The 20,839-nt window shown below is 63.6% G+C and carries 20 protein-coding genes and 1 riboswitch; of the genes, 19 read left to right on the top strand and 1 reads right to left on the bottom strand.

From position 1 onward, the window contains the following. The 14 genes from AC1Q6X_RS19315 to AC1Q6X_RS19250 form a co-directional block, all read left to right on the top strand. Window positions 1-257: hypothetical protein (locus AC1Q6X_RS19315; RefSeq protein ID WP_492498165.1), on the top strand; the 257-nt coding region annotated here is incomplete at its 5' end. Window positions 258-329: 72 nt separating this feature from the next. Then, complete coding sequence (cobT, locus tag AC1Q6X_RS19310) at window positions 330-1,370, top strand: nicotinate-nucleotide--dimethylbenzimidazole phosphoribosyltransferase (protein WP_492498164.1); 1,041 nt, start codon at window positions 330-332, stop codon at window positions 1,368-1,370. 4 nt (window positions 1,371-1,374) lie between these two features. Beyond that, window positions 1,375-2,181 (top strand): adenosylcobinamide-GDP ribazoletransferase, encoded by an 807-nt coding sequence (locus AC1Q6X_RS19305; protein WP_492498163.1) that lies wholly within the window; start codon window positions 1,375-1,377, stop codon window positions 2,179-2,181. Window positions 2,182-2,185: 4 nt separating this feature from the next. Continuing rightward, window positions 2,186-2,740, top strand: coding sequence for a histidine phosphatase family protein (locus AC1Q6X_RS19300; RefSeq protein WP_492403315.1), 555 nt, complete (start codon window positions 2,186-2,188; stop codon window positions 2,738-2,740). 44 nt (window positions 2,741-2,784) lie between these two features. Continuing rightward, window positions 2,785-3,026, top strand: a riboswitch (cobalamin riboswitch). 125 nt (window positions 3,027-3,151) lie between these two features. Next, window positions 3,152-5,023, top strand: a complete 1,872-nt coding sequence (locus tag AC1Q6X_RS19295; RefSeq protein ID WP_492403316.1) for a TonB-dependent receptor domain-containing protein — start codon at window positions 3,152-3,154, stop codon at window positions 5,021-5,023. 89 nt (window positions 5,024-5,112) lie between these two features. Next, complete coding sequence (locus AC1Q6X_RS19290) at window positions 5,113-6,138, top strand: FecCD family ABC transporter permease (RefSeq protein WP_436543966.1); 1,026 nt, start codon at window positions 5,113-5,115, stop codon at window positions 6,136-6,138. 7 nt (window positions 6,139-6,145) lie between these two features. Continuing rightward, window positions 6,146-6,919 (top strand): ABC transporter ATP-binding protein, encoded by a 774-nt coding sequence (locus AC1Q6X_RS19285; protein ID WP_492498162.1) that lies wholly within the window; start codon window positions 6,146-6,148, stop codon window positions 6,917-6,919. Next, entirely contained in the window at window positions 6,916-7,548 is a 633-nt protein-coding gene (gene cobO / locus AC1Q6X_RS19280; protein ID WP_070219379.1) for a cob(I)yrinic acid a,c-diamide adenosyltransferase, read from the top strand. Before AC1Q6X_RS19285 ends, cobO begins: the two co-directional genes overlap by 4 nt. 7 nt (window positions 7,549-7,555) lie before the next feature. Continuing rightward, window positions 7,556-8,122 carry a bifunctional adenosylcobinamide kinase/adenosylcobinamide-phosphate guanylyltransferase gene (gene cobU / locus AC1Q6X_RS19275; RefSeq protein WP_492498161.1) on the top strand — a complete coding sequence of 189 codons (567 nt, stop codon included), beginning with the start codon at window positions 7,556-7,558 and terminating at the stop codon, window positions 8,120-8,122. Next, window positions 8,116-9,069, top strand: coding sequence for an adenosylcobinamide-phosphate synthase CbiB (gene cbiB, locus AC1Q6X_RS19270; protein WP_492498160.1), 954 nt, complete (start codon window positions 8,116-8,118; stop codon window positions 9,067-9,069). The genes cobU and cbiB overlap by 7 nt, the downstream gene beginning before the upstream one ends. Continuing rightward, window positions 9,062-10,048: a threonine-phosphate decarboxylase CobD gene (gene cobD, locus AC1Q6X_RS19265; RefSeq protein WP_492498159.1), complete on the top strand. Its 987-nt coding sequence runs from the start codon at window positions 9,062-9,064 to the stop codon at window positions 10,046-10,048. Before cbiB ends, cobD begins: the two co-directional genes overlap by 8 nt. Next, window positions 10,045-10,956: a cobalamin-binding protein gene (locus AC1Q6X_RS19260; RefSeq protein WP_492498158.1), complete on the top strand. Its 912-nt coding sequence runs from the start codon at window positions 10,045-10,047 to the stop codon at window positions 10,954-10,956. The genes cobD and AC1Q6X_RS19260 overlap by 4 nt, the downstream gene beginning before the upstream one ends. Then, on the top strand, window positions 10,953-11,759 hold the full coding sequence (locus AC1Q6X_RS19255) for an ABC transporter substrate-binding protein (protein ID WP_492498157.1): 807 nt from the start codon (window positions 10,953-10,955) through the stop codon (window positions 11,757-11,759). Before AC1Q6X_RS19260 ends, AC1Q6X_RS19255 begins: the two co-directional genes overlap by 4 nt. Further along, window positions 11,756-13,210, top strand: coding sequence for a cobyric acid synthase (locus AC1Q6X_RS19250; RefSeq protein ID WP_492498156.1), 1,455 nt, complete (start codon window positions 11,756-11,758; stop codon window positions 13,208-13,210). Before AC1Q6X_RS19255 ends, AC1Q6X_RS19250 begins: the two co-directional genes overlap by 4 nt. 100 nt (window positions 13,211-13,310) lie before the next feature. Here AC1Q6X_RS19250 and AC1Q6X_RS19245 read toward each other — a convergent pair whose 3' ends face one another. Then, window positions 13,311-14,456, bottom strand: a complete 1,146-nt coding sequence (locus tag AC1Q6X_RS19245; protein WP_492498155.1) for a hypothetical protein — start codon at window positions 14,454-14,456, stop codon at window positions 13,311-13,313. Between the two features lie 206 nt (window positions 14,457-14,662). Between AC1Q6X_RS19245 and AC1Q6X_RS19240 the strand changes: the two genes are divergently transcribed. The 5 genes from AC1Q6X_RS19240 to AC1Q6X_RS19220 all read left to right on the top strand — a co-directional run bounded on the left by AC1Q6X_RS19240 (window position 14,663) and on the right by AC1Q6X_RS19220 (window position 20,802). Next, window positions 14,663-16,135 carry a DHA2 family efflux MFS transporter permease subunit gene (locus tag AC1Q6X_RS19240; RefSeq protein WP_492498154.1) on the top strand — a complete coding sequence of 491 codons (1,473 nt, stop codon included), beginning with the start codon at window positions 14,663-14,665 and terminating at the stop codon, window positions 16,133-16,135. Between the two features lie 73 nt (window positions 16,136-16,208). Further along, entirely contained in the window at window positions 16,209-17,405 is a 1,197-nt protein-coding gene (locus AC1Q6X_RS19235; RefSeq protein ID WP_492498153.1) for a type II secretion system F family protein, read from the top strand. Between the two features lie 784 nt (window positions 17,406-18,189). Beyond that, window positions 18,190-18,924, top strand: a complete 735-nt coding sequence (locus AC1Q6X_RS19230) for a TetR/AcrR family transcriptional regulator (protein WP_268994178.1) — start codon at window positions 18,190-18,192, stop codon at window positions 18,922-18,924. Beyond that, window positions 18,921-20,264, top strand: coding sequence for an ABC1 kinase family protein (locus AC1Q6X_RS19225; protein WP_230506296.1), 1,344 nt, complete (start codon window positions 18,921-18,923; stop codon window positions 20,262-20,264). The genes AC1Q6X_RS19230 and AC1Q6X_RS19225 overlap by 4 nt, the downstream gene beginning before the upstream one ends. 148 nt (window positions 20,265-20,412) lie before the next feature. Next, window positions 20,413-20,802, top strand: coding sequence for a hypothetical protein (locus AC1Q6X_RS19220; RefSeq protein ID WP_070219367.1), 390 nt, complete (start codon window positions 20,413-20,415; stop codon window positions 20,800-20,802). Window positions 20,803-20,839: the final 37 nt, after the last annotated feature.

Here is a 20,839-nt window from a genome sequence, read left to right as displayed (position 1 = left end):
AGATTGACGCTGCACTTGCATCAAATGCCCACACTTATCGACTGTTAATTGTTAAAGAACTGTATTCGGTGCTACTTATTTGCTACTCTCGCGCTATCGACAAAGCGTTGTGTTTGTCAGCTGCGAAGAAGGAAGAGTATGAAGCATTTCACTACATCCGTCAACTCCTTCTTTTTCTCACCGCACTCAGCATTTGCATGCGTCGTTCAGCGAGGGGGCGAATTATAGCCCTGCCCCGCGCGGCCCGCAAGCGCTAATTTGCAGCTGGGCAAATATTGCTGTGTGATATCGTAGCGCCAACAATCCCCTGCCCCATCACCTTGACTTCCATGCCTATCCCACACATCGTCCCCACCGCCAATCCCGCCCTGGCCAACGCCCTCGAACATGCCATCAATAGCAAGACCAAGCCGCTGGGCAGTCTCGGCATGCTGGAAACCCTGGCGCGCCAGATCGGCCTGATCCAGCAAAGCACGCAACTGGCATTGCACCAACCCGCCATCATCGTTTTCGCGGCCGACCATGGTGTCGTCGCCGAAGGCATTTCCGCCTATCCGCAAAGCGTGACCTGGCAAATGGTGGAGAACTTCCTCGGCAACGGCGCCGCGATCAATGTCTTTGCCCGCCAGGCCGATTGCGCCCTCTATATAGTAGACGCCGGCGTGAACCACGATTTCGGCCCGCGCGACGGCCTGCTGGACCGCAAGCAAGCTCCCGGCACCCGCAACTTTGCCAAGGAACCCGCCATGAGCCAGGAACAATGCCTGGCCGCCATGCAGGCGGGCATGGACCTGGCCGCCACCTTGGACGGCAATGTGCTGGGCTTTGGCGAAATGGGCATCGGCAACACCACTGCCGCTGCCGCACTGATGCACAAGCTGACGCAAACGCCGGTTGCCGACTGCGTCGGTGCCGGCACGGGCCTGTCCAAGGAAGGGGTATTACACAAGCAGCAGGTGATCGAGGCGGCTGTCGCCCATCATGCGGCAATCCATGAGCCGCTCGACGTGCTGGCCACCTTTGGCGGTTTCGAGATCGCCATGATGGCCGGCGCCATGCTCAAGGCAGCCGAACGGCGCATGATTCTGCTGATCGACGGCTTCATCGTCAGCAGCGCCCTGCTGGTGGCGGCCCGTTTGCAGCCAGCCATCCTCGATTACTGCGTGTTTTCACACTGCTCCGATGAAAACGGCCATCGCCAGTTGCTGGCCAGCCTGGATGCGCGTCCGCTGCTGCATCTCGATTTGCGCCTCGGTGAAGGCACGGGATCGGCGCTGGCCTTGCCGCTGCTGCACGCGGCCGTCAACTTCATGCGCGAGATGGCCACGTTCGCCTCGGCCCAGGTCAGCGAAAAGTCCACGCCAGACTAAGATCATGAGCAACCCCGTTTCCGCCGCAATCCATCAGTGCCGCCTGTTCTTTACCGCGCTGCAGTTCTTCACGCGCCTGCCGATCCCCCGCTGGGTGGGTTTCGAGCCGGCCTGGCTGCAACACGCCTCGCGCTACTTTCCACTGGTCGGCGTGGTGGTGGCGGCCATCAGCGGCGCCGTGTATCTGCTGGCCAGCTGGCTCCTGCCTTCGGCGGTGGCCGTGCTGCTGGCCGTCGCCGCCGGCATCTACCTGACGGGCGCCTTCCATGAAGACGGTTTTGCCGACATGTGCGACGGCTTCGGCGGCGGCTTGACGCGCGAGCGGGTGCTGGAAATCATGAAGGATTCGCGCATCGGCGCCTATGGCGCCATCGGCATCGTCTGCCTGCTGGCCATCAAGTGCGCGGCGCTCGCTTCGCTGCCGCCTGCCTCCGTGGTGGCGACCCTATTCATCGCCCATCCGCTCTCACGCCTGGCCGCCGTCTCGCTGATCTGGCTCATGGACTATGCGCGCGACGAAGGCAAGGCCAAACCGATGGCGCAGGAAATGACGACGGGGGAATTCATCATCGCCGCCGTCTGCGCCCTGCTGCCTGCCATCGCCTGCGCCCTGCTGGGGATAGTTGACTGGGCGGCGCTGGTCTTTGCCATCGTCGCGGCGGCAGCTGCCGCATTCTGGCTGGGCCGCAAATGCCAGCGCCGCCTGCAAGGCTATACGGGCGACTGCCTGGGCGCCGTGCAGCAACTGGCCGAAGTGGCGATTTACCTGGCCATCCTTTCCAGCTTTCAGCCGCCAACACGCTTCTATTGACACCATGCGCCTGATCCTCGTTCGCCACCCCGCGCCGCAGGTGACCAGCGGCACCTGCTATGGCCGCAGCGACGTGGCGGTGGCGCCGCATGAAATCGCGAGGGTGCGCGCCCATCTGCAAGCGACCTTGCCACCCGGTGTGCCGCTCTACGCCAGTCCGCTGCGCCGCTGCGCCAGCCTGGCGACGGCCCTGGCGCAGGATCTGCCCGCGAGCGAATTGCACTTTGATGCCCGGCTGGCCGAAATGGATTTCGGCACATGGGAAATGCAGCCCTGGCACGCGATTGCGCGCGCGGACATCGATGCCTGGGCCGCGGACCTGGCCTGGTACCGCCCCGGCGGCGGCGAAAATGTGCTGGCGATGGCTGCCCGCGTCGATGCATTTTTAGGCGATCTGTTGCGCGAACAACACGACACGGCGGTCATCATCTGCCATGCGGGCACCATCCGCCTGCTGTCGGCATTGCAGGCGCGGCTGCCATTGGAGGAAACGGCCCTGCTGGCCGCCCATTCCGCCCACAAAATCGCCTATGGTGCGACGGTCGTCATCGATTTCTGATAGCGAATCGTCCAGCCAGCCATGTCAGTCCACGCCCACTGCACGTATAATGACCGGGTTTTGGTGCCCGCGCTCATGTCCATGAGCGCAGTTAAACGGGAAACACGATGCCGCGCCCGCGGCGAACGTGTGCTGCCCCCGCAACGGTAAGCAAGTGTCGTCCCTGCCTACAGGAAGCGGACGACAAGCTATCTCTGACAACCACTGTGCTTGCAATCATCGAGCATGGGAAGGTGGGATAGCCGTACTTGCCAGCCCGGATACCGGCCAGGACAGGTGGAAGTGCGAACGGGGATGTTCGCGATCCGAATGGCCCATGGCCATCTTCGATCGTCATCTTCAGTTCCCACTTCTGTTCAATCTGGCCTACGGGGACGTCGGCTGGTTGCATATTACTTACTGAAAATTATCATGACCCATGCTGTTTCCCGCCACGCGGCGCTCACGTCGCTCGCGCTAGCCATTGCCGCGCCTGCCGCTTTCGCCCAGACCACACCCGACACCTTCGATCCGATCGTCGTGACCGCCAGCCGCTACCCACAGCACCTGAGCGAAGTCTTGAGCGATACGCAAACCATCAGCGCGGAAGACATCGCGCGTTCGGGTGCCAGCTCGATTGTCGATCTGCTGCAAAAACAACGCGGCATCGAAGTGGCGCGTAACGGCGGCCCAGGCACCTCTGCCAGCGTATTCATTCGCGGTGCGAACAGCAACCAGAATATCGTGCTGGTTGATGGTGTGCGCATTGGCTCGTCCACCCTGGGCACGGCCAACTGGAGCGCCCTGCCCCTTTCCAGCATCGACCACATTGAAATCGTTTACGGTCCACTGAGCACCATGTACGGTGCCGACGCCATCGGCGGCGTGATCCAGATCTTCACGAAAAAAGGCGATGGCGCCACGCGCGTCTCCGCCTTCGCCGGTTACGGCAGCAACAACACGCGCCAGGTCGAAGCGCAAGTGGCCGGTTCCACCGCTGGTCCGAACAGCTTCAGCTATGCGCTGGCTGCAGGCAAGGAAAAATCGGATGGTTTCTCGGCCTCGAAGCTCGGTGCATCGCCTGAATACACCTACAATCCAGACAAAGATGGCTACGACAAGGAAAGCTTCAGCGGCCAGTTCGGCTATCAGATGGCCAAAGGCCATGAAGTGGGCCTGACATTCCTGAATAGCGAACTGAAAGCGCAGTATGACGCCGGTCCTGGTTACGATGCACGCAGCAACGAGAAACTGGAAAACGTCTCCGTCTTCACGAAGAACGAATTCCTGCCCAACTGGACCAGCGAACTGCGTTATGCGGAAGCGCGCGACAAGGCCGGCAATGATGGCGGCACCGATTCGTGGAGCAAGAGCCAGATCAACACCAAGCAGACCGACCTGACCTGGCAAAATGACATCCGCTTCGGCCGCGACAACCTGCAACTGCTGGCCAGCTACCGCGATGAAGATGTGACGTCGACCCTGAATAAAGAAGTCACCGGTGGACGCAACACCAAATCCTTCGCTGCGTCGTACAACCTGGTACGCGGCGCGCACCTGGTCAGCATCAGCGGCCGCCGTGATGACAGCTCGGCATTCGGCACGCACAACACGGGCAGCGTCGCCTACGGCTACCGCATCACCAACGCATTGCGCGCCAACGCCAGCTACGGCACCAGCTTCCGTGCACCAACCTTCAATGAGCTGTACTACCCGGGCTATGGCCTGGCGACGAACAAGCCGGAAACGGGCCGCAACGCCGAAGTGGGTCTGCGCTACGACGACGGCGTGTCGAAACTGAGCGCCAGCTACTACCACAACAAGGTCAGCGACCTGCTGCTCAATACCTCGCCTTGCCCCGATCCGCTGTTCACCGGCTACGGCTGCGCCTACAACGTCAACAAGGCGCTGCTGGAAGGCTTGACCATCGCTGGCGCACGCAAGTTCGGCGCGTTCAATGTCAGCGGCAACATCGACCTGCAAGACCCGCGCGATGAAACCAAGGACAAGCAACTGGTACGCCGCGCCAAGCAGCACGCCAACTTCGCCATCGACTACACGGCTGGTGCGCTGACGTCGGGCGCCGAGTGGCAATTGTCGGGCAAACGTTTCGATGATGCCGCCAACAAGAACGTCCTGGGCGGATATGGTCTGGTCAATCTGTACGCCACCTACCAGTTCACCCGCGACTGGTCGGTGCTGGCGCGCTGGAACAACATCGCCAACAAGGATTACGAACTGGCGCGCTTCTACGCGACACCAGGCTCGAAAGTCTTCGTCGGTGTACGCTACGGCATGAAATAAGCACGTAGTAATGATGTAAGCTGCGGGCGATGGCATTGCTTTCATCGCCCGCAGATGCAGTTCGGCAGTCCCCGTTTCCAAGGCAGTACATGCACCCATTTTTCCGCAACATGCGCCACCGCGCCACCGTGATCCTCACGGTGCTGATCGTGTGCGCAATTGCCAGCCTGATTTTCTCCGGCATGATCGGCTCGATCGCGATTCCGCTCGCCGACCTGCCTTCCGCCCTGTTCCATGTTGTACAGGGCAAGACCGATACCCTCGCCGCCACCCTGCTCGACCTGCGCCTGGGCCGCGCGCTGACCGCCTTTGTCACCGGCGCGGCGCTGTCGCTGGCGGGCCTGATGATGCAGGCGCTGCTGCGCAATCCCCTGGCCGATCCTTACGTGCTGGGCATTTCCGCCGGCGCTTCCGTCGGCGCGCTGGCCGCGCTGCTGTTCATGTGCGCGCTGTGGGTCGTCGACGCGGCCGCCTTCGCCGGCGCCGTCGGCGTGTCCATGCTGCTGTACTTCTTTGCCCGGCGCGACCTGCGCGGCGGCACGGCGGCCGAAGGCGGCGCCTCGCTGTTGCTGCTGACGGGCGTGATCCTGGCCTCGGCCTGCATGGCCATCGTCACCCTGATGCTCTCCATCGCCCCGGAAAGCCGCTTGCGCAGCATGGTGTTCTGGATGATCGGCGACCTGTCCGGCGCGCCCGCGCGGCTGATGCCCTGGCTGGTGTTGGCGGGCGCCATGGTCTTTGCGCTGCGCTGCGCGCGTTCGCTCAACGTCATGGCCCTGCACGCGGAAGCGGCCAGCACCCTGGGCGTGCGCGTGGGCGCCCTGCGCAAGGGCCTGTTCTTCTGCTCCGGCCTACTCACGGCCAGCGCCGTCACCAGCGCCGGCAGCGTGGGCTTCGTCGGACTGATCGTGCCGCACGCGCTGCGCTTCGCCTGCGGCCCCGATCACCGCCTGCTGATACCGGCCGCCGCTCTGGCCGGCGGCACCTTCCTCGTCCTGGCAGATACCCTGGCGCGCACCGTGCTGGCACCCTTGCAGTTGCCCGTCGGCGTGGTGACGGCCATGATAGGCGCGCCCGTGTTCCTGTACCAACTGCACCGGCTGCGCAGGAGATGAAAAAAGCATGATCCGCACCTACCAACTGGGCCTGAAGGCGGGCACGCGCTCCCTCGTGGAAAACCTCACCTGGCAGATCAAAGACGGTGAATGCTGGAGTGTCATCGGCCGCAACGGCGCCGGCAAAAGTACTTTGCTGCGCACCCTGGCCGGCTTGCGTGAACCGGATGCCGGCCACGTGACGATACAGGGCCGCGCCCTGATCGACTGGCCACTGGAAGCACTCGCGCGCGAACGGGCCTTCCTCGCGCAGGCGCGGCACGACGCGTTCTCGTACCGCGTCATCGAAACCGTGCTGTCGGCGCGCCACCCGTATCACGACAACCATTACTGGGAAGGCAGCGACGACCAGCGCATCGCCCTGGCGTCACTGGCCTCGATGGAAGTGGACCACCTGGCCGAGCGCGACGTGCGCAGCCTGTCCGGCGGCGAACGCCAGCGCGTGGCGATCGCCGCCATGCTGGCACAGGACACGCCCCTGCTGCTGCTGGATGAACCGGCCAACGCGCTGGACCTGGCGCACCAGGTCAGCGTCATGGGCCTGCTGGCCAAGCTGTGCCGCGAACAGAATAAAACCGTGGTCATGGTAGGCCATGACCTGAACCTGGCGCACAGCGTCTCGACCCATGCGCTGCTGCTGATGGGCGACGGCGGCTGGCTGGCCGGCCCTGTGGCCGAGGTGATGCAGGCCTCCATCCTGGGCGACTACCTGGGCCACCCTATCGAAATCATCGATCACGGCAAACGCAAGATATTCATACCGAAAGAGGATCAGACATGAGCGACAACAAACCTATCGACGTAGAAACAGCCGCAATCAACGAACGCCACCGCGTGCGCATGGAGAGAAAAAAAGCCATCATCGACGCGGCCATCGCCAAGGCCGACAAGGAAATCGGCATCATCATCGTCAACACGGGCAACGGCAAGGGCAAGAGCTCGAGCGGCTTCGGCATGGCCATCCGCGCCATGGGCCACGGCATGAAAGTGGGCGTGGTGCAGTTCATCAAGGGCGCCATGTCGACGGGCGAAGAGAAATTCCTGCGCCGCTTCCCCGATGAAATCAGTTTTCATGCGATGGGCGAAGGCTATACCTGGGAAACGCAGAACCGCGAACGCGACATCGAAAAAGCCGAACTGGCATGGGAGCAGGCGAAAACCTTCCTGGCCGACCCCAGCTACGGCCTGGTGCTGTTCGACGAACTCAATATCGCCCTCAAGTACAACTACCTCGACGTACATAAAGTCATCGCCGACCTGCTGGAACGCCCGGCCATGCAGCACGTGGTCATCACGGGCCGCGGCGCGCCGGACGAATTGATCGCCATCGCCGACACCGTCACCGAAATGGCCGTCGTCAAGCATGCGTACGCGGCCGGCATCGGCGCACAAATCGGCACCGAGTGGTAACAGCGCCATGACGCGCACCCTGGTCTTCGGCGGCGCCCGCTCCGGCAAGAGCGCCTATGCCGAAAAGCTTGCCCGCGAGTCCGGCAAGGAAGTGCTCTACATCGCCACCGCGCAGGCGGGCGATGACGAGATGGCCACGCGCATCACGCATCACCGTGCGCAACGCCCGGCCGGGTGGGTGACTATCGAAGAACCGCTGCGCCTGGGCGACGCCATCCTGCGGGAAGCACGGCCCGGCAGGCTGCTGCTGGTCGACTGCCTGACACTGTGGCTGACGAATTTGATGTTTTCCGGCGGCGCGACGTATCCGGACGTGGGCGACCTCGCCCTGCCCGAACTGTTCCACAGCGAGCGCGCGCACCTGCTGTACGCGCTGGCCGAAATCGAAGACACCGGCTGCGACCTCGTGCTCGTCTCGAATGAAGTGGGCATGGGCATCGTCCCCTACGGCGCCATCTCGCGCTGCTTCACCGATGAAGCGGGCCGCTTGAACCAGGCCGTGGCCGCCGTGTGCGACAAGGCTGTCTTTGTCGCCGCCGGCTTGCCCCTGTACCTGAAAGGCAGCCCATGCTGAGCGGCCTGTCGCTGCCCATGCTGGCCGCCTTGATGGCGGCCAGCGTGCTGCTCGACATGCTGCTGGGAGAAACGCGCCGCTGGCATCCATTGGTGGGTTTTGGCCGCCTCGCCAGCGCGCTCGAGCGCCTGCTAAACCGGGGCCGTGGGCGTTTCCTGCGCGGCGCGCTGGCATGGGCATTGGCCGTGCTGCCCCTCAGCTATGCCGCCTGGTGGCTGTGCGGCCTGGCCGGGGCGGCCTTGCACGTCCTTTTGCTGTATCTGTGCCTCGGCTTGCGCAGCCTGCGCGACCACAATCAACCGATCGCCGATGCCCTGGCCATCGATGACCTGGACAACGCGCGCCTGCTGACGGCGCGCATCGTCAGCCGCGACACGGCCAATGCCGATGCGGCCAGCCTGGCCAAGGCCAGCACGGAGTCCTTGCTGGAAAACGGCAACGACGCCGTCTTCGGCACCCTGTTCTGGTTTGCCGTGGCGGGCGGCCCCGGCGCCGTGCTTTTCAGGCTGGCCAATACCCTCGACGCCATGTGGGGCTACCGCAATGCGCGCTACGACTGGTTCGGCTGCTGCGCCGCGCGCTTCGACGACATCCTCAATTACCTGCCGGCGCGTCTGACGGCCTTGTCCTATGTCTTGCTGGGCAAGAGCATGGCGGACAAAAAAAACGCATGGCACTGCTGGCGCACGCAGGCGCCCAATTGGGGCAGCCCGAATGCGGGGCCCGTGATGGCCAGCGGCGCCGGCGCCCTGGGCCTGGCCCTGGGCGGCGACGCCATCTATGACGGCGAACTGGAACGCCGCCCGCCTTTGGGCGCCGGCCGTCCCGCGGAAGCGCGCGACATCGACCGCGCCTGGCGCCTGGTGGCGGAAACGGCTGTCTTGTGGCTGATCTGGGTGGCGCTGCTGGCGGGCCTGTTTTACCTGAAAGGGAAGTATCTTGCTTGAACATGGCGGCAATCTGCGCGACGCGGCGCGTGAATACGACCGGCCGATCGCCGACTGGATCGACCTGTCGACCGGCATCAATCCGCACTGGTATGCGGCGCCAGCACCCGACGCCAACGCCTGGCACCGGCTGCCGGAAGCCGATCCTGCCCTGGCCGCAGCCGCCTGCAGCTACTACGGCGCACCGGCCATGCTGCCCGTGGCGGGCACGCAGGCCGCCATCCAGGCCCTGCCCCGCCTGCGCGCGCCGTCACGCGTGGTGGTAGCCGCGCCCTCGTATGCGGAACATGCGCACCACTGGGGCCAGCACGGCCACCAGTTGCGGCAAGTGCCGTATGCGCTGCTGGCCGATGCCGTCGACCACTGCGACGTGCTGGTCGTCTGCAACCCGAACAATCCCACGGGCGAACGCATCGCACCGGAACTGCTGCTGGAGTGGGCCGGCAAGCTGGCCGCGCGCGGCGGCTGGCTGGTGGTCGATGAAGCGTTTGGCGACACGGAGTCACACGCCAGCCTGGGTCCCCATACGCATCGGCCAGGCTTGATCGTGCTGCGCTCGGTAGGCAAATTCTTTGGCCTGGCCGGCTTGCGCCTGGGCTTTGTCGCCACCCCTCCCGCGCTGCTGACGCAGCTGGCCGATATGCTGGGTCCGTGGACCGTCAGCGGCCCGGCACAGCAAGTGGCGCTGGCCGCCCTGAACGACACGCACTGGCAGGAAGCGATGCGCGAGCGCCTGCGCGGCGAAGGCGCCCGCCTGCGCCAGTTATTGGCGGCGCACGGCATCGCCAGCAACGGCACGGCGCTGTTTCAGTGGTGGCCGGAAGCACGCGCCGAGGTGCTCTGGCGCCATATGGCGGAATCGGGCATCTGGGTGCGCCTGTTCCGCCACGCCGCCCACGGCATCCGCCTGGGCCTGCCCCCCGACGAACATGCCTGGCTGCGCCTGCAGCAGGCCCTTACCACATGGAAGCACACATGAAAATCCTGAAAATATCGCTGCTGCTGGCCGGACTGGTCTCGCTGCAGGCGCATGCCGCCATCACCGTGCGCGACGACGACGGCAATACCGTCACCGTGGAAAAACCGGCGCAGCGCATCCTGGCGCTGGCGCCGCACGTCACGGAACTGCTGTTCGCGGCCGGCGGCGGCGACAAGATCGCCGGTGTCGTCAGCTACAGCGACTACCCGGAAGCGGCCAAAAAACTGCCTCAGGTGGGCGACAACCGCCAGTACGACATGGAACGCATCATCGCCATGAAGCCGGACCTGATCGTCGTGTGGATGCATGGCAGCGCCGAACGCCAGATCGCCATGCTGCGCCAGCTGAAGGTGCCCATCTATCACAGCGAACCGCGCAAGCTGGCCGATATCCCCGACAGCATGGAGCGCCTGGGCCAGCTGATGGGCACGGAAAAAATCGCCAAGCCGGCCGCCGCCCAGCTGCGCGCCAAACTGGCCAGCTTGACGGCGCAATACGCGCAGCGCCCGCCCGTGCGCGTGTTTTACCAGGTGTGGGACAAACCTTTATATACCTTGAGCGGCGCGAGCATCATCAGCGATTCGATGCGCGTGTGCGGCGGCCAGAATGTGTTCGCCGCGATGAAGGTGGTGGCGCCCGTCGTCACGCCGGAAGGCGTGCTGCAGGAAGACCCGGAAGTCATCTTCGGCACCAGCGAAAAAAGCGACCCGCGCAGCGAAGGCGGCCTGGCCATGTGGCGCGCCTTCCCGTCGATGACGGCCGTGCGCAAAAATAACCTGTTCCGCCTGAATGGCGACCTGCTGAACCGTGCCGGCCCGCGCATGATCGAAGGCACGGCCGCCATGTGCGAACAGCTGGAAGCGGCGCGCCAGCGCCGCAGCGCTCCCGCAGCCAAGGCGGCTCAATGAGTCACTACCAGCGCATCGCCTGTCTGTCGACGGAAGCCGTGGAAACGCTGTACGCGCTGGGCGCAGAGGACGTCATCGCGGGGATCTCTGGCTTCACCGTGCGCCCGCCACGGGCGCGCGAGGAAAAAACCAAGATCAGCGGCTTTTCATCCACGAACCTGGAACGCATCCTGGCAGTGGAGCCGGATCTCGTGATCGGCTTTTGCGACATGCAGGCCGATATCTGCCGCGACCTGGTCAGGGCCGGCATCGAAGTACACCAGTTCAACCAGCGCACGGTCGACGGCATCCTGCGCATGATCGCCGTGCTGGCCGCGCTGGTGCAGCGCGAGGAAGCGGGCAAATTGCTGATCGCCAGCCTGCGCGCGGACATCGCCGCCGCACAGGCCCGCGCAATGTCGTGGACGCGCAAGCCCGTGATTTACTTTGAGGAGTGGAACGATCCCCTGATGAGCGGTATCGGCTGGGCGGCGGAACTGATCGCCATCGCCGGCGGCACGGACGCCTTCCCGGCATTGTCCGTGCAGCCGGGCGCAAAGGAACGCATCATCGCCGATTCCCGTGACGTGGTCGCACGCGCGCCCGACATCATCCTCGCCAGCTGGTGCGGCAAGAAGTTCCAGCCCACGCAACTGGCGGCGCGCCCGGGCTGGGATGCGATTCCCGCCGTGAAAAACCAGATGCTGTTCGAGATCAAGTCGCCCGACATCCTGTCGCCCGGCCCGGCGGCGATTACCGAAGGGCTGCGCCAGATCAGCGACATCATCGCGCGCTGGCAACATCTGCAGGAACAGCAGACATGAAGAGTCCCTTTCCCGTCCTGATGGTGCAGGGCACGACGTCCGACGCGGGCAAGAGCACCGTCGTCGCGGCCCTGTGCCGGTTATTGAAGCGCCGTGGCGTGACGGTAGCCCCGTTCAAGCCGCAAAACATGGCCTTGAACAGCGCGGTGACGAGCGACGGCGGCGAGATCGGCCGCGCCCAGGCCTTGCAGGCGCTGGCCTGCGGCATCGCGCCGCACACGGACATGAATCCGGTGCTCTTGAAACCGTCGTCGAACACGGCCGCGCAAGTGATCATCCACGGCAAGGTACGCGCCGAGATGGATGCGCGCGACTACCAGCAATATAAGACCATCGCGATGGGCGCCGTGCTGGAATCCTTTACGCGCTTGCGCCAGCAATACGACGCCGTCATCGTCGAAGGCGCGGGCAGCCCCGCCGAAGTCAATCTGCGCGCGCGCGACATCGCCAACATGGGCTTTGCCGAAGCCGTCGACTGCCCCGTGATCCTGGTGGCCGACATCGACCGGGGCGGCGTCTTCGCCCACATCATCGGCACCCTGGCGTGTTTGTCCGACAGCGAACGGGCACGCATCGTCGGCTTCGTCATCAACCGCTTCCGCGGCGACATCTCGCTGCTTGCGCCCGGCATCGAGTGGCTGGAACAGCAGACGGGCAAGCCCGTGCTGGCCGTGCTGCCCTACCTGCAAGGCCTGTTCCTCGATTCGGAAGACGCCGTCGAAACGACGCAAGCCGAACGGGGCGCCTTCAAGGTGGTGGTGCCGCAACTGCCGCGCATCAGCAACCACACGGATGTCGACGCGCTGCGCGCCCACCCCGGCATCGACCTGCAATTTATCCAGCAGGGGCAGCCGATTCCGCCGGCCGACCTGGTGATCCTGCCCGGCAGCAAGAACACGCGTGGCGACCTGGCCTGGCTGCAGCAGCAAGGCTGGCCCGCCTACCTGGCCAAGCACCTGCGCTATGGCGGCAAGGTGCTCGGCATCTGCGGCGGCTTCCAGATGCTGGGGCAAAGCGTGCGCGATCCGCTGGGCGTGGAAGGCGCGGCTGGAGAGTCAGCGGCACTGGGTTTGCTCGACCTGGTGACGGAGCTGACAGCGGAAAAACGCCTGCAGCAAGTCGCCGGCCATTGCGCGTTTGCCGGCGCGGCCGAAGCGCCCGTGTCAGGCTATGAAATCCACATGGGCATGTCGCATGGCGCGGCGCTGGCGCAGCCGGCTTTCGTCATCGACGGGCGGCCGGAAGGCGCCGTATCGGGCGACGGGCAAATCCTCGGCAGCTACTTGCACGGCATGTTCGACACGCCCGCCGCGTGTGCGGCGCTGCTGCGCTGGGCGGGGCTGGACTCCGGCCACACGGTGGACACCGCCGCCCTGCGCGAAGCGAGCCTGGAGCGGATTGCCGATGCGGCGATGCCGTTGATGGAGGCATTGGAACGATTGCCGGGCTGATGATGTTGTCGGGTTACGCCGTACCGGCTAACCCGACCTGCTTGCACCGACCCGTGGTAGGTCGGATTAGCGCGTGAGCGCGTAATCCGACACCTAGCCCTTAATTTTTCAAGCATGTGCCCATATACGAGCGGTCGGTCGAAAACTCGACCGCCATGCTCGACGACACCGGCATGAACATCGAGTAATCTGCCGGCACGTCGGCCGGGTCCTTGAACACGGCGATGCCATCGAAATCGACGGCCTGCGCGCCCAGGCCCAGCTTGTTGGCGGTGATGGTTTCCGCATGCGTCTTGCCGGTCGTGTTGTTCGTCAAGGTGGCGGTGTTGCCCGCAATCTCGATCTTGGCGCTGATGCCCGGCGCCGCGCAGGCGTAGCTGCCGGCGATTTCGCTGCCGATCTTCTGTTGTTTGGCGGCCACGATGGTGCCCACGCGCAGCACGTTTTCCTGGTTGCGGCTGTAGCGGTCGATGAACAGCGCCAGCCCCCGGTCCCCCGCATGCACGTGGACGATGCCGAAATCCTGCTGGCCCTGGCGGGCGACGAGCAAACCATTCTTCGCATCCTTGACCAGGGTCAGGCTGGCGTTTTCCGCTTCCAGCTGCGGCGATACCGCGGAGCACACGCCTTGCGCATTGAACACGCCGCCATTACACAGTTGCGCGCTGCCATCGGCCGCTACCTTGAGGCTGCCTTTCGGATTGAAACGGTCGCCGCCGTTCGAGGCATTGCGCATGGCCCCCAGGAAAATATAGCTGCCGGACAACCTGGCCACGTCGCCCACCGCATAGCCGGTGCCGCTGACGGTCGAGACCATATTACCCAATTTGATATTGCCCGAAAGAAGACGCGTGCGCGCATCGACGGTGACGCTGAAATCCGTTGCCGTGTAGGTGGTGAGATTGCCGACGGTGACGGCGCTGAACGTGCCGCTGCGGTCGCTCAAGCCGAACTGCGTCGACAGCACGCGGATCGCGTAGGTTTTCTTCGCGCTGTCGAACGTGATGCGCCACGTGTCGCCGATATCGGCCGCCACGTCATACACCGTCTCGTCCGCATTGGCGCCGGCGATCACGGCCAGGCCAGCCTGGGCCGCGACCGCTTGCGAGGCGACCGTCACGGGATCGGCGACGGGCGTGACCACGACGGGCGGCGTGACCGGTACTACCGGCGTACCGCCATCGCTGCCGCCGCCGCAGGCGGACAGGGCGGCGCTCAGGGCAAGGAAGGTAAGTGCATTTTTCATGTGATAGGACTTTCGGGAAGGAGGGGCGGGAACTGCCGGAAAACACATGCTAGCCTTGCCAGTAATCTATTGCCATGGAACAAATGTTCCATGGACGATGCCCCCGGCGCACTGCCAGAATGAATGGCGCGGGCGGCACGCGGGCGCCATTTATGTGACAATTCATCGTACTGTCGGCTCCGTCTTACCTCCTCAGGCTCGCATCCATGACCAGTTCCCCGATTAAAAGCTACCTTCCCTGGGTGGTCGCCACCGCCCTGTTCATGGAGCAACTCGACTCCACCATCGTCAACACCGCCATTCCCGCCATGGCCGCCAGCCTGCATGTGACGCCGCTGAGCCTGAAGGCCGTCGTCACCAGCTACATCCTGAGCCTGGCCGTGTGCATTCCCATCAGCGGCTGGATGGCCGACCGCTTCGGCACGCGGCGCGTGTTTTCCGCCGCCGTTGCCATCTTTACCATCGCTTCCATCCTGTGCGGCCTGTCCGTCAATGCGCCGATGCTGGTGGCCGCGCGCCTGCTGCAAGGGGTGGGCGCGGCCATGATGATGCCGGTGGGCCGGCTCACCATCATCCGCACCTTTCCCAAGTCGCAATTGCTGGCGGCCATGAATTTCGTCATCATCCCCGCCCTGATCGGCCCCCTGCTGGGCCCCACGGTGGGAGGATTGATCGTGCACTGGCTGTCGTGGCGCGAGATTTTCTTCGTCAACGTGCCTGTCGGCCTGGCGGCGCTGTACCTGGCGCACCGCTACATGCCCGACTACTATGGGGACAAGCCCCGTCCGCTGGACCTGATCGGCCTGGTGCTGTTCGGCACGGGCATCGCGCTGCTGTCGTGGCTGCTCGAAATCTTCGGCGAACACCGCATCGACGGCACTTCGTTTGCCGTGCTGCTGTTCATTTCCATCAGTCTGCTGGCCGCGTATGCCTGGCATTCGAGCGAAGTGCTGCACCCGCTGCTGCGCCTGACCCTGTTCAAGATCCGCACCTTCCGCGTCTCGGTGGTGGGCGGCTTCGTTACGCGCCTGGGCGTGGGCGGCCTGCCCTTCCTGCTGCCGCTGCTGTACCAGCTGGGCCTGGGCTTGCCCGCCTGGCAGTCGGGCTTGCTGATGATGCCGTCGGCAGCGGCCGCCATGGGCATGAAATTCATTTCCGCGCGCGTGCTGGCCCGCTTCGGCTACCGCCAGGTGCTGATCGTCAACACGGTGCTGATCGGCATCACCATCGCCATGTTTTCGCTCGTGGGCGTGGGCACGCCCCTGTACGTGATCGTCGCCATCAGTCTGTGCATGGGCTTTTTCAATTCGCTGCAGTTTTCCAGCATGAACACCATCGCGTACGCCGACGTCGACAAGAGCGACTCCAGCATGGCCAGCACCATCGCCAGTTCGATGCAGCAACTGTCGATGAGCTTTGGCCTCGCCTTCGGCTCGCTGATCACGGGCTGGTACCTGGGCGACATGCCGCAGTCGGACCGCGCCATGCTCAGTACGGCCCTGCACCACGCCTTCCTCACCCTGGCCGCCCTGACGGTGCTGTCCTCGCTGACCTTCTGGACCCTGCGCCGCGACGATGGCGAAAGCATCAGCAAGGGCACGGACAGCGACGAGGACGATGCGGCCGACGTGAAGGTCCAGGCCGTTGTGCAGACGGAAGTGCAAACCACAAAAAGCTGAGCCACATCAAGCCTGCCGCCAGCGCCGCTGGTGCTTTTGTCCGGCGCTGCTACCGTGACGGCAGGAGGTGCACATGGCGGCCGAGCGGCGCTTTGCATGGAAGGGCACGGACCGCCATGGCAAGGCGGCCGAAGGCGTCTTGCGCGCCGCCGACGCCGGCGCAGCCACGGTCGCGCTAAGACGCCAGGGCATCCTGGCCACCCGGGTACAGGCCGCGCGCGCCGCGCCGGGCAAGGCCATCACGCGCAAGGATATTGCCCTGTTCACGCGCCAGCTGTCGACCATGATGGCGGCCGGCGTGCCGCTGCTGCACGCCTTCGACATCGCCGGCAAGGGGCACGCCAAACCCGCGATCACCGAGCTGATGCGCGACTTGCGCCACGACATCGAAGCGGGCAGCAGCCTGCAGCAAGCCTTCCGCCAGTTCCCGCTGCTGTTTGACGAGCTGTATTGCAACCTGCTCGCGGCGGGCGAACAGGCCGGCATCGTGCAGGACTTGCTGGCGCGCCTGGCCACGCACCAGGAAAAGGCCATCGCCTTGCGGCGGCAGGTGCGCGGCGCGCTGATGTATCCGCTGGTCATCGTACTCGTCGCCATCGTTGTCACGGCCATCATCATGAGCGTGGTCGTGCCCGCCTTCCGCCAGGTCTTCGACAGCTTCGGCGCGCCCTTGCCGTTGCCCACCCTGGCCGTCATGGGCGTGTCCGCCTTTCTGGTCCGCTACTGGCTGGCCTTGCTGGCAGCGCTCGTGCTCGCTTGCGTGCTGCTGCACCTGGCCTGGCGCCGCTGGCCCGCCTTAAGGCGCAACACGCAACTGCGGGCACTACGCCTGCCCGTGTTCGGCCCGCTCCTGCGCAAGGCGGCAATCGCCCGCTGGACGCGCACCCTGGCCGCCATGTTCGCCGCCGGCGTGCCGCTGCTCGACTCGCTGGGCCTCGTGGGCGCCGCCTCCGGCCACGCGCTGTACCAGGAAGCGACGACGCGCATCGAGCGTGAAATCCGCGCCGGCGGCGGCCTGGCCCTGGCCATGGAACACAGCGGCGTATTTCCCCCGCTGCTGACGCAACTGGCCCTGATCGGCGAGGAGTCGGGCGCGCTCGACGCCATGCTGTCGCGCGCGGCCGAGATCATCGAGGCGGACGTCGACGCCACCGTGACCACGCTTTCCACGCTGCTGGAACCGGCGCTGATGGTGGTGCTGGGCGTGCTCGTCGGTTCCCTCGTGATCGCCCTGTATTTGCCGATTTTCAAGTTGGGGACCGTGATTTGACTGCGCGCCTGTAGGTTCTCAGTGATGAGACATGATGGAAGCGTTCGATGAGTCAGGACTCGGTGCAACATGCCGTATCACGATGAGCATTCGAAGCCGGGCTTAGATGTGCCGATGCCCAAATCAATGTCGCCAGTCCTCATGCATCTCCAGGGACGGTGTCCGAATCGACTACGTAGCCGCAAGAATGTGGTTCTTACGAGCTACTGAGCAGAGCCATGCCGTCGCCCGGTATTACTTAGACTCACATGGCGCGTTGCCGCTCGCCTACTGGCACCGCCCTGGCATCATCAAATCGAAGCCTCGGGTTCCACGTCCGGAATCGCACAAATCCCTGAGTCAGAAGCCGTGCCGAGGCGCGGCGCTGCCAAGTTCGGTGGATTGCCACCGACACCCGGCATGAAGCCATGCTTGGAATACATCGACCTCTTTATCAAATAATAGCCATTGACTATGCAATAGATGTGCAATATATTAAATGAATAGATAGTAAGTATCGTATATTCATATCAAGATGTGGGGCATGAGGTAATCCTCGAGGATGGATATGGCAAATACAGTGGTCTGGTTCACGTACTTGTCGGGGCTTGCACGCGTCTTCTGTGGCGTCGTCAAGTTCAAGAGGCACGTGGCTGCACCTTTCTCGCAAGACATTCTATGAATGGATATTTTGTAGCTGCGGGGGCAACGATCGGCCTGCTCGCCGTCGCACTTCTTACATGGTTGGGCCAGACTTGATTGTTTTGCCCCGCCCCGACATTCCACTCTTCTTTAAATTTCGATCATGCGTACTTCCAAAGCCCAACAAGCCAAAAACCATCGGCTGATCATTCAGACCGCAGTGGACCTGATGACCCAGCATGGGTTTGAGGGCACCACGATGAAGCAGATCGCACGTGCCGCCGACGTGGGTGATGCCACCATCTACAAATACTTCCCGACCAAGGAGAAACTGGTAACCGCCTACTTTCAGCAAGCAATTGCAGACGCAGTGGCGCAGGCCGACAAGACGCAGGGACAGAACGAATTTTCGCTGCAGGAGCGCCTGCAACTGGTGATCGAGAGTCTGCTGGAAGGTTTGCTGGCCGACCGCGAATTTGTGGGTCTGGCGCGCGGCATGGTGCAGCGCGCGCCCACGCTGCTGTTGGGCGAGCAACTACCCGGCAAGCCTTTGCTCCAGCAAACCTTTCTCCAGATGCTGGAGCAGGCCGAGACGACCGGTGAAATCGTGCCTTGCGGCTTCAAGCCCAGCCTGGCCGGACTGTTGGCCGACTATGTGTACGGCGTCATTGCGTACTGGCTGCGCGACACCTCCGAGCAATTTTCCAACACCACGCAAATGGTCGATTTAAGTTTGGGCGTGCTGGTGTTAGCCTTGCGCAGCGGCCTGGTGGACAAGCTGCTGGAGCTGGGCGGTTTCATGGTGCGCAGCCAGCTGGCGCGCCTGATGCAAGACGGCAATGGCTTGCTGGACCTGCTGCAATTGGCCCGCCGCGGCCTGGGCGGGGCACGCTCATGAGGCCCACGACCAGGACGAACAAGGTTTCGCAGTTGCCGCGCACCGGACGTCTTTCGCGTGGCGCGATTGTCGGCATGGCAGTGGCGCGGGCCGGGCTGACCCACCTGGGCCATAAGGCCAAGTCGATGACGCGCGACGATGCGAAAACGGAACAGGCCCGCGTGGCACATGAGGCGGAACTCGGGCGCATCCTGTTTGCCGCGTTGAACCAGCTCAAGGGCACGGCACTCAAAGCCTCGCAGCTGCTCAGCATGGAATTAGGCTTTCTACCCGAGGGCATGCGCCAGGAACTGGCCCGCGCCCACTACCAGGTCACGCCGCTGAACCGCGCGTTGGTGATCAAAGTGATGCGCCAGGAGTTTGGCCAGGATCCGCAAGCCCTGTTCCAGCAATTCGATCCGATCGCCTTTGCCGCCGCCAGTCTGGGTCAGGTCCACGCCGCCATCATGAGCGACGGTATGGCAGTGGCCGTCAAACTACAATACCCCGGAATGGCGGACTCCATTGGCAGCGACATGCGTATGCTGCGCAGCCTGCTGCAAGCCTGGGGGGAACGCTCGGAGATGATGCCCAAAGCCGATATCATCGCGCGCATGATGGATGACATCGAACAGAAACTGGCCGAGGAGCTGGACTATTTGCACGAGGCGCAGACCATGCAATGGTTTGCACAGCATCTCACGCTGCCGGGCCTGGTGATCCCCCAGCCGGTAATGGACCGCACCACACGCCGCGTGCTGACCATGCAGCGCCTGCCGGGAATGCATCTCAACGAATGGTTGCTGACCGAACCCGATCAAGCCGCACGTGATCAGGCTGGTCAGTTGCTGTTTGACGCCTTCTTTCATTGCACCTTTGTGCTGCACCGCTTGCAAGCCGACCCGCATCCGGGCAACTATCTGTTCATGCCGGACGGCCGACTGGGCCTGCTGGACTTTGGCTGCACCCGCACGCTGGACGCTGCCTTTTGCCAAGCGCTCAGCGCGCTTTGGTCGGCACAGTTGCGCACCCCGGCGGACCACAGTGCCATGCATCAGGCCTATCGGGACTTGGGCCTGATTGGGCCGAATCTGAATGAGCAGGACTTTTGCCAGCAACTGCTGCCGGCAATGGCCGAGCGGCATGCCTGGCAGAAGTTGCCGTTTACCGTGGCGGTGTATGACTTTGCGCAACACCCGCCATACCCACGTCCATCAGCCGAGCATCAGCGCCAGGCACTTCAGCACCTGCAGTCCTTGCCGGAGGAACTGCCCTACGTAGACCGGGCCTATTTAGGTCTGATCCAGCTTCTCAAAACCCTCGGTGCACGTGTGCGCACCGCCAACGCCTGGATTCGTTAAATGCATACCACGTTTCAGCATCCGCGATGCGCGGTCTTCATCATGCCTGGCAGCAGCCGTGCCGCGCTTGCGCAGTATCGCCACCGCAGTTCAATCACCCACCTTGAAACCACCAAGCCTATCGGCAACGCTCTCGAAAAGGAAAAACATGTCCAAGTCTGCGTATAGCGCCAAAGTATTTGCCATCTACTTGTTCGTCGTTGGGCCCGTGTTAGTCGTCGCACCGAACTTCTTGCTGTCGATCTTACAAATGCCGCCAACCTCCGAGGTCTGGATTCATTTGCTTGGCGTTATTGTATCCATGATTGGCGTCTATGCGTGGGTCGCAGCCAAGCACGAAAACAAGCCGTTTCTGGTAGCGTCGGTATACACGCGCCTCTTCGTGTTCGCGGCCTTCACGACCTTCGCTGCCATTGGCCTTGCCAGCCCAATGATCGTTTTTTTCGGCGTCGCAGATCTGCTTGGAGGAATGTGGACCTACTTCGCACTGAAAGCCGACGCGCAGTCGGCAAGAACTGTCCTGGCGGGCCAGCACTGAAGCCCGTCCAATCAGGAAAAGAAGTTCCTCCCAAACA

This window comes from Janthinobacterium sp. GW823-FHT06H09 (genome assembly GCF_058794735.1).
Note: the sequence above shows the minus strand (reverse complement) of the source record. Positions and strands in the feature narration are given on the sequence as shown.